This is a genomic window from Gilvimarinus sp. 2_MG-2023 (assembly GCF_030547685.1).
Taxonomy (GTDB): Bacteria; Pseudomonadota; Gammaproteobacteria; order Pseudomonadales; family Cellvibrionaceae; genus Gilvimarinus.
In genome coordinates, this window is the sequence record NZ_JAUOQM010000039.1 from 1 (window position 1) to 14,408 (window position 14,408).

Here is a 14,408-nt window from a genome sequence, read left to right on the forward strand (position 1 = left end):
CCATCAACGGCGCGGAAGATAACGCCGCACCCGCTAGTTCCGATTGGACGTTAGCTATTGATGAGGATGAAACTTATACCTTTACTGTGTCTGATTTTCCTTTCACCGATACTGATACGGGCGATGCGTTGGATCACGTTACGATTACCTCGCTGCCAAGCAATGGTGTTTTGACCTACAACGGTACGGCTATCACCGGACCTCTGCCAAGTGGAGGTTTAGTCGTTTCAGCGTCTGATATTACCTCTGGTTTATTGACGTATACACCTGGTGAGCACGAGCCAACGGATGATACCGATCCAAGTACACCGATTAATGATGGTACCGGTTATGCGGACTTTACTTTCACGGTCAGCGATGGCGTTGAAGATAGTGGCTCACAAACTACGACAATTAACGTTACCCCTGTAGCTGATACGCCCATCTTAAATGCGAGCCTGGGCAACCCTACTGCTAATTATGAAGCCGCGGTGAGTGATGAATATTACTCTCCTGAAAATGTTACTCAAATTATGGAAGACATGGGGCTTACCAGTGAGATATACACACCGATAGGCACAAATGATGGAGAGGTGATTTGGGGAACCGATGGCGCCGATAACATTATTGGTAATGGCGGTAATGATCTTATTTTTGCCGACCCGGATGGTCAAGGCGCATTCGGTCCGCCAGATCAGGCACAGGGTGGTGAGGGTGATGATGTAATTGTAGGTTCCGATCAGGCTGATCATTTCTATGGAATGCAAGGCAGCGACATTATTGTCAGTTTGGATAGTAGCGCAATAGATTCGATCTACGGTGGTCACGATCCGTTTTATGACCCCTACAATACGGACCCGCAAGGAACCGAAGATACCTCCACCGATGTTGCAATCTTTTCACAGGCATCGTGGGATTATACGGTGTTTGAATCTAGTAACAGCCTCGAGCAAGGTGACAATGGTGATCGCGCTTTATATCTAAATGCCAATGACGGTAGTGATGACAACCTTGCTTATGACATAGAAGAGTATTGGTTTACCGATGGACGGTATGAATGGGATGGCTCACAACTTGTTTGGGTTGGTGATCTGCCCACGGTTGAGTACGATTTGCCACAGTCTTTCACCTATTCGCTGGATATCGACGCGACCTTTGTTGACTTAGATAACAGTGAAATTCATTCGGTAACTGTTTCCGGTTTAGCTGATGGCGTGTTGTTGTCGGCGGGCAGTTACGATGTGGCAACGGGTACTTGGTCATTAAGTCCAAGCGAGTTAAGTGGTCTAACCATGACTGTGCCTGTGGATACTGCTGACTTTAATGTCACTGTCACTGCGCGTGCTGAAGAGCAAGCAAATGGTGATTTCCAACAAGTATCGCAAGTGCTCAACGTATCGGTACCTGATTTAGCGCCTGTAGCTGGTGATAGTGTTGTTAACGGTATTGAAGATACAACGGTTGTATTCTCATCCAGTGATTTTAATTTCACAGATCCCGAAGGCGACGGAATGGCTTCGATTACGGTTCAGTCACTGGAGACCACAGGTACCTTACGCTTGAATGGCGTTGACGTTTCTGTGGGCGATATCATTACCCAAGCGCAACTTGATGCCGGAGCCTTAACGTTTGAGCCTCAAGCCAATGATTTTGGCAATAGCTATGATGCGTTTGAATTTACGGTTAATGACGCCTCAAGTACAGGTTCTGATAGCGCCACCATGACTATCAACATAGCTCCTGTGAATGATGCACCTGAATTCTTGTCAGGCACTGATACCGCTTCGACGCCTGCCAATGTTGATGTTTATACTTTGTCAGCGGATGAGGGCACGACTGCCGATACAACCATTGGCAGTGTAACGGCAATCGATGCCGACGGAGATGATCTGACTTATAGCATCACGGGTGGTAACACGGGCGGCTTGTTCGAGATCGATGCGCAAACCGGTGCAATCAGCGTGACAAGAACCGTGGCCGATACCGATGTTGGTAGTCATAGTCTGACAGTCAGCGTAACGGATAACGCGGGTGGCGTTGATACTGCTACTGTTAATATTGCACTCAACGATGTTAATAATCAGCCGGTCGCACTAGATGATACCGTTACGATTGCTGCCGATTCAGGTGCTACGGTTATCGATGTGTTAAGCAACGATACCGATGCGGATTCCGATAGCTTGACTGTCACGGCTGTTACTCAGCCTACCCATGGCACAGTGACGTTGCTTGGTGGTGTAGTCAGCTATACGCCGGAAGCTGGATTTACCGGTACAGACACATTTACTTACACCGTATCCGACGGTAATGGCGGAACGGATACCGGTACCGTTACGGTTGGTGTTCCAGAGTTAAACGATAATTATGGTGAGGTTTATGAAGAGGCGATGTTGTTGGGAAGTAACCCATCGAGCCCGAATGAAGAAACAACGGGTAACCTCTTAGGTGACGACGCAGGCTTACCCAATGGGTTGACTTTGGATGTCAATATTGTCGGCGGTACTGTTGATAACTCTGCGGCAGGTCTCAGTGTCATTACGACGGCCGAGAACAATGTGCTCACGGTTAATACGGATAGCAGCTCGGCTAATTTCGGTGATTACACCTACACGTTGTTGCAGCCTCTCGATCATGTTTTGACCGAGCAGGATTTTACAAACGGTCCAGAAGGATGGAGCGGTTCTGGAGTTAGTGAGCAAGGCGACCGTCTACGACTCAATCAAGACGCCACCGCTACGCAAACTTTCACGTATGCCGACATGGCTGGTCAGGAAGTTGTTGTTGAGTTTGATTTGGAGGTCAGCAACGGCTGGGATACCTCAGGGAATTCACAGGATTACTTTAATATCACAGCGAACGGCACTACCGTATACAGTATTTCACCGTCAGGGGGTAGTTCAGTTGCGGTTTCAGTCCCCGTGACCTTGGATGCCAATGGTCAGGTAACATTAGCGCTTAACGCCAACACCACGGCGAATAGTGAGCGGGCATTTGTGGACAACTTTAGTGTTCACGCAACCGAACTAACCGATACCTTCACGTACACCTTGAGTGACGGTGCAGGCTTTAGTGATAGTGCTAACCTGAATATTGTTATTCATGACGATCTGGCTGATACACCACGCGATTACAATGAGTCTCACAATATCAATGAAGACCAAGATGTAAGTGCTGGTGACTTTAATTTGTTAGATAATGCCACGCCACAGTCGGGTAGCACGGTTGAGTCTGTATCAGATGTGTCAATCTTTATTAACGGTTCAGATGCCTCTTCAGACTTCACTGTCACCAGCGGCTCTACAGGCTCTGGAGAGGTGGCACGCTATACCTTTGTGCATAATGCAACGTATGCCAGTGCCGAACTTGTTGTTTATGAAAATGGTGAAGTTACCTGGGAAAATGGCTATACAAATCTATTAGACTTTATGTCGCCAGGTGATATGGCACAGTTGCAGATTGGTTATACGTCTTCCGTAGGGGGCGTAACGGATACCTCGACGGCCACTGTCAATATTTCGGGTGTGAATGATGGCCCCGTCGCCGTGGTGGATTCGGGTCTAACCTCAGGTGGGTTTGCATCGGAATTCTGGGTTTACAATCAGGGGGTTGATGGTCCGAATTTGGCTTCGATTGCTCAAGTTATTGGTTTTTCTGGCAGCACCGACCCGGATGCGACATTTATTTCAACAGGGTTCAATTATAGTGTGGTCAGAGGCGATTCTAACTACAGCCAGAATCAAAACTTAGGTACTGATGATCATCTAGAGAACTGGTTGGCAGATGGTGGGGATGACGGTTCTGTTATTAGGAATACCAGCGAAAGCTCAGGCGATGCCATTGTTCGATTTGCCGGTGCATTTGAAGTTGAGTCTGATGGTACTTACACGCTAGATATTCGACACGACGACGGATTTATTGTCTTTATTGATGGAGTGGAAACCTTTACCGCTGATTTTATTACCGCACCTAGTCAATTTGAAGAAACGACCTTCTTGACGGCGGGTACTCATGATGTAGAGATTTATTATTGGGACCAAGGCGGTGAGTATGTTTTTGACGGCAGTCTATACGATAGCTCAGGCAGTGATTTATGGACGCCAGCTAATGTCTCTTATCGCGGGGTTCCAATCTCAACAGATGAAGATGAGTCGGTTAATATTGATGTCTTGGCAAACGATTGGGATCCGGAAGGTGACAGCTTAACCGTCATTGGTGTAACCGATGGCTCGTTTGGAACAGTGACCACTAATGGGAATTCTGTGACCTACAGTCCAAATGCTGGATTTTTTGGGCTGGACTCATTTACCTATACCATCAGTGATGGTAATGGTGGTACTGATACAGTAACGGTGCCAGTTGAAGTGCGTCCGGAAAATAATCCTGCAGACATTGATTTAGATGGTGACGACAGTTCTGGTAAAGATGGGTCGGATTATTACACTGCCGATCCGCTTTGGAATCCTATCAATGTTGTCGACTCGGATGTATCGATTACCGATATTGACGGATCTAATTTGTTCTCTGCTCAAATACAAATCACCAATCCTCTTGCCGGTGATGTATTAATTGTTGACGAAAGCTCATTGCCCAGTTCTATAGGCTTTAGTTATAACGCTGGTAGTGGTATCGGATTGTTGTCCGGTTTTGCAACGATTGCCGAATATGAGGCGGCATTAGAGCTCGTGCAGTTGGATAATGATAATAGTAATTTGGTGGGAGATCGTGTTGTTGAAATAAGTGTCAATGACGGCAACGATCAAAGTGCAGTAGCGACATCGACTATTCGAGTAACGAATAATCGGAGTGAGGGTAACTCCGGTGACGATACGATTGATAATAGCTGGGCTACGACTCAAACGGTGGCAATTAGTGGCAAAGGTGGTGACGATACTCTAACCGCAGGTTCTTTGAATGACTCAGTGATGGGCGGTGCGGGTGACGATACCCTCATAGGGGGTGCCGGTGATGATGTATTGGTTGGTGGTGTTGGCGCCGATACTTTCGCTTGGCAGCTAACAGATCAAGGTACTGTTGGAGCGCCAGCCCAAGATGTTGTACTTGACTTTAATGGCTCTCAAAATGATGTGTTGGACTTGTCAGACTTGCTGCAAGGCGAAGAGGCAAGTACTGATTTATCCGAGTACTTGCATTTTGAGACATCCGGTGGTGACACTGTGGTTCATGTGAGTAGTAATGGCGGTTATTCAAGTGGTTACGATGCTGCTCAAACGGATCAAACGATAACCCTTGAGGGGGTCAGCTTGACCGGCAGTGATGATAACGACATTATTAACCAGCTGATTACTAATGGGCAGTTACATATTGATTAATGTATAAGGATATTATGTTTGTAAAACGTGATGACAGCGGCGCTATATGCGCCGTAAGCAAAGTTGAGTCGGGGGGGTTTGCAGCTATAGCGTCAGATTCGCCCGAGCTTGCGGCTTTTTTGCGCCAAATTCAGCCTGATGTAGGGCAGTCTTTAGTCGCTTCCGATCAACAAATGGCACGTGTGTTGGAAGATGTCGTCAATGTGTTGATCGACAAGTCCATAATCCGTTTTACCGACCTACCTGAAGCGGCTCAGAAAAAACTGATGCATCGCAAAGAAATGCGTGGTCAGCATCAGGCGATTTCTGTGTTGGGAAGCGATGATGATGACATTACCTTGTAAGCAGATGTTTTAACGGTCTCTAAAGACTAAAAAGCCGCACTCAGTTTGGGTGCGGCTTTTTTTATTGGTAAGAATAAAAAGATTTATTGCACGCCGGGCCCGGTCACACCGTCAATATCTAAAGCGGCTAATGCTTGAGTTTCACTATCGTTCATAACACCTTCGGCAATCATTACCATGCCCAGTGAATGACCAATATTGCAAAGACTTTTAATGAATGCATGGTTGGTGGTGTTGAGATCAACTTCGCGGATAATAGCGTTATCAATTTTCAGGTAATCAAGCCCAATACCTTCCAGCTCTTTAATGTGGGTGAACTCTAATCCCACGTGTTCCAGCCCAATTTTACAGCCGAATTCGCGCAAATCCCGGCTCAGCTCTTTTAATAGCGGCATTTGTCGAACGGCACAGCTTTCCGGAAACTCAATGTAAAGCATTGGGCTTGCCAGAGAGTTTTGTTTGGCCAGCTCAAACAAGTTGGCTCTGAATGTTGGGTCGAGCAGAGCGGTTTCTGAAACATTAATGGCTGTAGCTTCTTTGTGGTCAGTAATTTCTTGTATCGCTTTGCGGGCAACCTGCCAGTCAATTTCTTTTAGTAGGTCAAGGCGTCTGGCCCAGGCGACAAAATAACCGGCGGTTTGTGATTGACCGTCTAAGGTTAAGCGCACTGGACGCTCCCAATGGATGATCGTGCCGCTGACAGAACGCACTGCAAAGCGCCCCAGTTCGACGCCTGGGGTGGCCAGCGCCTGAGTTAAACTCAAGCGCCAATCATTGAGGTTGCGCTGCGGACCAGCAGGGCGATTAACATTGTGTAGAACCACCGCGCGGTTGCCTTTTTGCTCGGCACCGGCCAATAGGCCATCGAGTCTAGAAAGTAACTGCCCTCGGCTTTCTTGGTGGATATCTGTTGCGCCTATGGCCAAGCCGATAGGCATTTCTTGTGTTTCAAAAGGGGTTACGCAGGCATATAGCTCTTGTGCAAAGACACGGCTGGCGTTGGCAAGTGCCCCTTGCTGGAAGCTAACAAAAGCGAAGTCGGTGCCATTCAAACGCCCCGCATACTGAGAAGACTCTTGAGTTTTTTGTTGTAAAGTTTGCGCAATGTTGACGATTAATGCATCAACTCTTTCTCGGCCCAGTTGCTGGTTTAAGCTGATAAGATCCATTATTCGAAACAGGTAGATGGCCGCATTTTGCTCGCTGTCTTCACGGGTCAGCGTGCTGTCGAGTAGATTGAGAAAATGTTCGCGATTGGGTAACTTGGTTAACTCATCTTGCTGTGATTCCTGGCGCAGCTTCTCCAACTTTTCGGTTTCTTTATCCAGCATGTTTTTGACACTGGAGGAGAGTTTGTTCATTGCCCGCACTAACCGGCGGAATTCTCGGGTGCGCGGTTCCTGCGACATGACAAAGCGCCGCTGGCCGATCGATTCGGCTTGATTAACCACGTGCCCCAAGGGGCGAGTGATCATTTTTAAAATTAAGGTGCCAATACCACCAAATACGATGGCCGCTAGGAGTAACCACTGCAGCAGCTGTTTGCTTGAATTCCACAGTTCTTCTTTGGCGTAGCGCGAATGGCTTTGTACTTCGATAGTGGCGAATTGTTGCCAGCCATCCTGAATCTGAGCGGTACCGGGGGTCACCTCAATGGCCAGTAATTGGTCAAACCACTGTGGAATGCTCTGAACGGTATTGCCTTGAAAGTTTCGTTCCACCATGGGCTCACCTTTAGGGTCAAGTAAGCGAATGCTCTGGTAGTGACCCGAGTCAAACTGGGCCGCTACTAATAACTCCAGTGACACCGGGTCTTTATCCATTTGGGTGATGGACAGAGCTAGAGAGGTGGCGTTATCAATGTTTTTTAATTGCAGCTGCTGCTCTAAATAGTGACGTGCGGCGAAGGTGGAAATAAAAAAACTGCCGCCCAGAGCCAATATAAGAATCAGACAAATACCAATCCAAAGCTGTTTTATCAGTGACATCTTGGGTTAACTCCCGCAATTGCTTGGGCTGAGTGTAAGCTCATTGGGTAAAACCTTCTTCTTGCATACGTTGTAATAGATCGCGCCAACGTGACAGGCGCGCGGTTGGGTCTGTATCGGACTTTTTCCCCCCTAACCACAAACCTTCACTGTTAAAGCTGAAAATCGGGGTTAGATCAGGTCGTTGCGTGGCCGAAACGATACTGGGGTTTAAATTATCCAGAATTAATGGGATAGCATTGGAGTCGGAAAAATAACCGAGTACCATGTGCGCTTGCACCACACCACCGGTGGTGGCACGTACATAGATTAGGCGCAGATCTTTGGCGGGAATGCCCATTTCTAATAGGGTGAAATACTTGGCGATGGTGTAGTCTTCGCAGTCGCCGCCACGCATCCCCATGGTTTGGAGGGGCGTTGCCCAGTAATCTTTACTTTTCCACAGCAGTGAGTCGAGGGTGTAAGTGAGCCCTCGATTGAAAAAATTGTTAACGCTTACCAATTTTTGTTGGGTGTCGAGGTCGGTTTGCAGGAGTAGATCGGTCCATGCGTTGAGGTAGCGTGCCCCGTCGTCACCGTATCGTTCAAGCATCACCTGTTCCAAACGCTCTTTTTGTAAAGCCAGTACGCCACCGGCAAAAAGCAGGAATAACAACACAAGAAGTCGAGAGACCGGATAGCCAGATACACGCTGCCATACTCGATCGCAGAGCCGAGGCCAATTGTAGCGATGTTGACAGAGACTCGACTTGAGCAAACGCGACTTCCATTTTCCAAATGACTTTTGCGAGTATAGCAGGCTCACCCAGCCGATAAAGGTTGGTCATAATCAATAAGTTAAATGGATTGCAGTCGGGGCTTCTTATCCAGTGCTAAGAGGCCTCTTACACTGAGAGTTAGTGCAGGATACGACGTGGTTTGGTGCGGGGAGGCTTGGGTTCGGCAGCTGGCGTTGCAGCGGTTTGCCTTGCCTCCTGTACGAGTGTTAGCTGTCTTTTAAGGCGCGAGACAACACGACCCATAATTTCTGTGGTTTGCTCGAGTTGATCGAGAGTAAATAAAAGCTCTTGTGGGTCGATTTTATTGGTATTGCTACTCATCTGCCATCACCCTTTGTGATTCGACAGAGCCCGCCGGACGGCGGGCACCTGTAAGTTGCAGTTTAATCCCAGTTCAGCGCACCGCCAGTCTGGTATTCAATGACGCGGGTTTCAAAGAAGTTTTTCTCTTTGCGCAAATCCATGATTTCGCTCATCCATGGGTAAGGGTTTTGCGCTCCAGGGTACTGCTCTTTCAGGCCAAGCTGCGCTAAGCGGCGGTTGGCAATGAATTGCAGGTACTCTTCCATACTGGCGGCGTTCATACCCAGTACACCGCGGGGCATAGAGTCGCGCGCGTATTGAATTTCCAGCTCGGCGCCCTCGAGAATCATCTGGGTCACTTCCTGTTGGAATTCATCGGTCCACAGGTGTGGGTTTTCCAGTTTGATCTGGTTGATAACATCAATACCGAAGTTCAAATGCATGGATTCATCGCGCAGAATATATTGAAACTGCTCGGCCACACCGGTCATTTTATTGCGTCGACCCATGGACAAAATCTGGCTGAAGCCGCAGTAGAAGAAAATACCTTCGGTGACGGCATAAAATGCCACCAAGTTACGCAGTAACTCTTGATCGGTTTCGGTGGTGCCGGTAGTAAAGGTTGGATCACCCAGTGTTTGCGTGTGTTTGAGGCTCCAGGCCGCTTTGGCAGCGACCGAGGGCAGCTCGCGGTACATGTTAAAGATTTCCGCCTCGTCCATGCCCAGCGACTCAATGCAGTATTGGTAGGCGTGGGTGTGGATGGCCTCCTCGAACGCTTGACGTAAAATGTACTGGCGACACTCGGGGTTGGTGATCAGGCGATAGATGGCCAGTACCAGGTTATTGGCAACCAGTGAGTCGGCAGTAGAAAAATAACCCAGCGAGCGCTTCACAATACGGCGTTCGTCGTCGGTCAGACCTTCTGGGTTTTTCCACAGCGCGATATCGGCAGTCATGTTCACTTCTTGTGGCATCCAGTGGTTGGCGCAACCGTCCAAATACTTTTGCCAGGCCCAGTCGTACTTAAAAGGCACTAACTGGTTGAGGTCGGCGCGGCAATTAATCATGCGCTTGTCGTCTACCTCAATGCGCTGAGCGCCCATTTCGAGTTCTTCCAGCCCTGGCGCTACGTCTAGTTCCTCCAGCGATTCGCGTGCAGCTTCAATGGCCTCCGATGCTGTCGGGGCACTGCTTGTTTGCTGGGCCGCTGGCGCAGGTTCTGCCACCTTGGGTGGGGCGGCGGGGGCAGGCTGGCTTGGCTGAATATTGTCTTCGGTATTAAAATCGTCCCAACTCAACATGGTGATACGGTCCTTTCGGTGAGTGGCTTGGTAATGGGTTTACTAGGCCCGGTGCGTGCACCGGGCCGTTGTACAGTTAACGTTTACTGGCAGGCTTCGCAGTCTGGGTCGTCCAGCGAGCAGGCCGCTGGAACCGGTGCAGCACTGGCGCCGGCAGCGGGCTCAGGGGCACTGGCCGCTGCTGGGTTGGCACCACTATCACCGGCAGAAACCGCATTGAGAGACCCAGTGTTAATGGTAGATTTCTCGGTGGTGGTGGCCGCTAAGGCGCGCAGATAATAGGTGGTTTTCAAACCCTGGTACCACGCCATGCGGTAGGTCACGTCCAGCTTTTTGCCATTGGCGCCTGAAATATACAGGTTGAGGCTCTGAGCCTGATCAATCCACTTCTGGCGACGGCTGGCCGCTTCCACAATCCAGCGTGGCTCTACTTCAAAGGCGGTGGCGTACAGTTGCTTAATATCGGCTGGAATACGGTCAATTTTCTGCAGTGAGCCCTCGTAGTATTTGAGGTCATTGACCATCACACTGTCCCACAGGCCCTGCGCTTTTAGGTCGCGTACCAGTGATGGGTTGACCACGGTAAACTCGCCAGACAGGTTAGATTTTACGTACAGGTTTTGGTAAGTCGGTTCAATGGATTGGCTCACCCCGGTAATGTTGGCGATGGTTGCGGTAGGAGCTATGGCCATCACATTGGAGTTGCGCATACCTTGTGATTTCACTTTCTCGCGCAGAGTGCCCCAATCTAAACGCTGGGTGCGATCTTGCTGAATGTAATCGGCGCCGCGTTCGCGAGCGAGAATATCAACTGAGTCGATGGGCAGCTGGCCTTTGCTCCACAGTGAGCCTTCAAAGGTCGCGTAGCGACCGCGCTCGGCTGCCAAGTTAGATGACTCTTCGATGGCGTGGTAGCTGATCGCTTCCATGGACACATCGGCAAACTCCACCGCTTGCGCTGATCCGTAGGCGATGTGTTGCGCGTAAAGAGCGTCCTGGAAACCCATAATGCCGAGACCGATAGGGCGGTGGCGCAGGTTGGAGGTGCGGGCGCTCTCCACTGAATAGTAGTTAATGTCGATGACGTTATCGAGCATACGAATGGCGGTTTTAACGGTGGCTGCCAGTTTTTCCCGGTCCAGTGCACCGTCGACAACATGTTGCACCAGGTTGATTGAACCTAGGTTACACACGGCGATTTCTTCATCGGCTTTTGTGTTGAGAGTGATCTCGGTACACAGGTTAGACGAGTGGACGACACCAACGTGTTGCTGAGGACTTCTCAGGTTACAGGCGTCTTTAAAGGTGATCCACGGGTGGCCGGTTTCAAACAGCATGCCCAGCATTTTGCGCCACAGGTCTAGTGCGCGTAGCTTTTTGTGCAGTTTGATTTTGCCTTCGGCCGCTTGTTGCTCGTAGTAGGCGTAGCGCTCTTCGAAAGCTTGGCCGTACAAATCGTGCAAATCGGGTACATCGCAAGGAGAAAAGAGCGTCCACTCTTTATCTTCGAATACACGCTTCATAAATAAATCGGGTACCCAGTTCGCGGTGTTCATATCGTGGGTACGGCGGCGATCATCACCGGTGTTTTTACGCAGCTCTAAGAATTCTTCGATATCCAAGTGCCAAGTTTCCAGATAGGCACAGACCGCGCCTTTGCGCTTGCCACCCTGATTTACGGCAACGGCCGTATCGTTGGCTACTTTTAGGAAAGGCACAACACCCTGTGAACGACCATTGGTGCCCTTAATGTAAGAGCCCAGTGAGCGCACAGGTGTCCAGTCGTTGCCTAAACCGCCGGCAAACTTAGACAGCATGGCGTTGTCTTGCATGGCGCCGTAAATACCGTGCAGATTGTCCGGAATATTGGTCAGATAGCAAGATGATAGTTGCGGGCGCAGTGTACCGGCGTTAAACAGAGTTGGGGTTGAGCTCATATAGTCGAAAGAGCTGAGCAGGCGATAAAACTCAATGGCGCGCGCTTCGCGGTTGTCTTCTTCCACCGCGAGCCCCATGGCTACCCGCATAAAAAATACCTGGGGTAATTCGATGCGCACATCGTCGCTGTGAATAAAGTAGCGATCGTACAGGGTTTGCAGGCCCAGGTAAGTAAATTGTAAATCGCGCTCGGCTAACAGCGCTTTGCCCAGCTGATCCAGATCAAAATTCAACAGTTCAGGGTCCAGCAGCTCCAGCTCTACCCCTTTGTGAATATAAGCGGGTAGGGCGCGGGCGTACAGAGTTTCCATATCCGTTTGGGTGGCTGCATTGGCGATGCCTAGAAAACCTAAGGCTTCGGCGCGTAGTTTGTCGAGCAGCAGCCGAGCAGTGGCATAGCTGTAGTTGGGCTCCTTTTCCACCAGAGTGCGGGCTGTAATCACCAGTGATGTGTTGACATCTTCCAGCGACACACCGTTGTACAAGTTGCGCATGGCTTCATCGAGGATGGCTTTTTCGTCCACATCGTCAAGGCCCATACAGGCTTCGCGCACGATGGTGCGAATTCGCATCATATCCAGTGGCGCGGCGGTGCCATCGTCCAGAGTAATTTGCAGAGTAGGGTAGTCAGGGTCTTCCTGTATCGAAGTGCTCTCCGGCGTTTTCTCGGCGCGGATGCGGGCGTGCTCTTCGCGGTAGAGCACGTAGTCGCGGGCAATTTTTTGCTCGCCTGAGCGCATCAAAACCAGTTCGACTTGATCTTGGATGTCTTCAATATGCACGGTGCCGCCGGAGGGCATGCGGCGCTTGAAAGTTGCGGTAATTTGTTTAGTCAGGTTATCTACCGTTTCGTGCACGCGGCTAGAGGCCGCTGCCGTGCCGCCTTCAACAGCGAGAAACGCTTTGGTCATAGCCACGGCGATTTTACCCGCATCAAAAGGTACAACGGTACCGTTGCGCTTGATAACTCGCAATTGTCCTGGTGCTGTTGCCTCTAGGTCATTATTGGCCTCGGGGGTTGTGCTGGGTTGGGCCTTAGTTGACTGTGGCTGATCGGTTTCTGTGTACATTAATGTCTCCGCGAATGTTTCCCCGATGGTGTGTAAGCGAACCTGCGGTTCGATGCCCTTCGGAAATATTGTGTCTTTCTAGCGTTGGTGTTGGATTCTCTGGTCTTACGTTAACTGTTTCTGGGTTTTTACATGAGCGCTGCGTTTACATTAGAATCGCTCTTCGTATAGCGCTGTTACGGTTTATCAATCAATCGCCAAATGGGGCGGTCCCGCCCAAGAGCAGGGTGACTCGTAGTGCCTAATTGCACTTGTGTCATACACCAGCTTGTAGCGCTATATGTTGTGTTTTGTTTGAGGGTGAAAAACCAATCCCTGTTTATAAATATGCGCCCCACATTGTTAAATCCGCAGCCCATACTTTTGGGGGGGACATCATGCACAGAGCGTAATAGCGCGCTTTGCATGTTAGTAAGTACTAACAAATGGAGCTATTTAAGGCCGTTGGGTGGCTGAGTCGGGATGATTATTGCTCAGCAGAGCCTATTAGAAAACTTGCCCCAAACCCTATATATGGGTGTTTTCAAATTTCGGGATACAAGATAATGCGGTTTGCCGATGAATGCAAGTGAAGAAGTTCACGCTAAAGCTGTGGATAAATTGTGGGTATAGTAGGAAGTTGGTATGCACTAACTTCTCGGCCCTTTGACTGGCGGGTGAGGGGGATTTTTTTCCACTCAAAGTTGGTTTTAGAATAAATTTTTATGACAAGGTAGCTGCTTATTAAGCCGGCGATAATTCGCTGGCATGAGTGCCGCATTAGGTGGGTATAAACACCATTGAAGAAGCGCTGACATGGTACAATATTGGCTTATGTAGCGAGCTAAAGTTCGCCTCTATCGCGGTAATCGGTCTACTCCCCCATGATTGTTCTCAGCTTATTGCCTATATTGGCGCCGGTGTTTATTGCCACGGGTATTGGTTTTATTTGGGCCCGAATGGGCAAAGACTTCCCCTCTGACTTTATTGGTCGGCTGGTGATTAACATTGGCACTCCCTGCCTGATAATAGCTTCTATGGCACAAACCGATGTGCAGTTAGCCAGTATTTATCGCGTGGCTCTGGCGGCAATCGGTGTGTTTTTAATAACAGGTATCGGATTTGCGTCACTGCTAAAGCTCAGCGGTCAGTCGATTCGCACCTATCTGCCCCCGACGGTGCTGCCTAATAACGGCAATATGGGCCTGCCGGTCTGCTTGTTTGCCTTTGGTGAACAGGGGTTGGCGCTGGCATTGGGTTATTTTTTAGTCATGATGATGTTTACCTTTACTGCGGGGATTGCCATGGTAGCCGGTGGCGGTCGATGGCAAGAGCTCGCCATCTCGGTGGCCCGCCAGCCCGTCTTGTGGGCGATGGTGATCGCGGTGGGGGTA

General features: G+C 49.6%; 8 protein-coding genes. 3 read left to right on the plus strand and 5 right to left on the minus strand.

Annotation, left to right across the window (positions count from 1 at the left end; all coding sequences use genetic code 11):
- On the plus strand, nucleotides 1-5,309 hold a 5,309-nt coding region (locus Q4526_RS08445; RefSeq protein ID WP_215976620.1), incomplete at its 5' end, for a tandem-95 repeat protein.
- Nucleotides 5,310-5,323: 14 nt separating this feature from the next.
- Nucleotides 5,324-5,653, plus strand: coding sequence for a hypothetical protein (locus Q4526_RS08450; RefSeq protein ID WP_303609592.1), 330 nt, complete (start codon nucleotides 5,324-5,326; stop codon nucleotides 5,651-5,653).
- 83 nt (nucleotides 5,654-5,736) lie between these two features.
- Here Q4526_RS08450 and Q4526_RS08455 read toward each other — a convergent pair whose 3' ends face one another.
- The 5 genes from Q4526_RS08455 to Q4526_RS08475 all read right to left on the minus strand — a co-directional run bounded on the left by Q4526_RS08455 (nucleotide 5,737) and on the right by Q4526_RS08475 (nucleotide 13,035).
- Entirely contained in the window at nucleotides 5,737-7,641 is a 1,905-nt protein-coding gene (locus Q4526_RS08455; protein ID WP_215976622.1) for a LapD/MoxY N-terminal periplasmic domain-containing protein, read from the minus strand.
- Nucleotides 7,642-7,681: 40 nt separating this feature from the next.
- Nucleotides 7,682-8,299, minus strand: coding sequence for a transglutaminase-like cysteine peptidase (locus tag Q4526_RS08460; RefSeq protein ID WP_303609593.1), 618 nt, complete (start codon nucleotides 8,297-8,299; stop codon nucleotides 7,682-7,684).
- 238 nt (nucleotides 8,300-8,537) lie between these two features.
- A complete protein-coding gene (locus Q4526_RS08465; protein ID WP_215976623.1) occupies nucleotides 8,538-8,741 on the minus strand; it encodes a hypothetical protein in 204 nt (67 codons plus the stop codon).
- A 62-nt stretch (nucleotides 8,742-8,803) separates the two neighbouring features.
- Nucleotides 8,804-10,027, minus strand: a complete 1,224-nt coding sequence (locus tag Q4526_RS08470) for a ribonucleotide-diphosphate reductase subunit beta (RefSeq protein WP_215976624.1) — start codon at nucleotides 10,025-10,027, stop codon at nucleotides 8,804-8,806.
- A gap of 83 nt (nucleotides 10,028-10,110) precedes the next feature.
- Nucleotides 10,111-13,035 (minus strand): ribonucleoside-diphosphate reductase subunit alpha, encoded by a 2,925-nt coding sequence (locus Q4526_RS08475; protein WP_215976625.1) that lies wholly within the window; start codon nucleotides 13,033-13,035, stop codon nucleotides 10,111-10,113.
- Nucleotides 13,036-13,898: 863 nt separating this feature from the next.
- On the opposite strand from Q4526_RS08475, the gene Q4526_RS08480 reads away from it, so the two are divergent.
- On the plus strand, nucleotides 13,899-14,408 hold a 510-nt coding region (locus tag Q4526_RS08480; protein WP_215976626.1), incomplete at its 3' end, for an AEC family transporter.

Coding starts and splice junctions, on each gene's coding strand:
- Q4526_RS08450 (WP_303609592.1), top strand. CDS start 5,324: ATGTTTGTAAAACGTGATGACAGCGGCGCTATATGCGCCGTAAGCAAA.
- Q4526_RS08455 (WP_215976622.1), bottom strand. CDS start 7,641: ATGTCACTGATAAAACAGCTTTGGATTGGTATTTGTCTGATTCTTATA.
- Q4526_RS08465 (WP_215976623.1), bottom strand. CDS start 8,741: ATGAGTAGCAATACCAATAAAATCGACCCACAAGAGCTTTTATTTACT.
- Q4526_RS08470 (WP_215976624.1), bottom strand. CDS start 10,027: ATGTTGAGTTGGGACGATTTTAATACCGAAGACAATATTCAGCCAAGC.
- Q4526_RS08475 (WP_215976625.1), bottom strand. CDS start 13,035: ATGTACACAGAAACCGATCAGCCACAGTCAACTAAGGCCCAACCCAGC.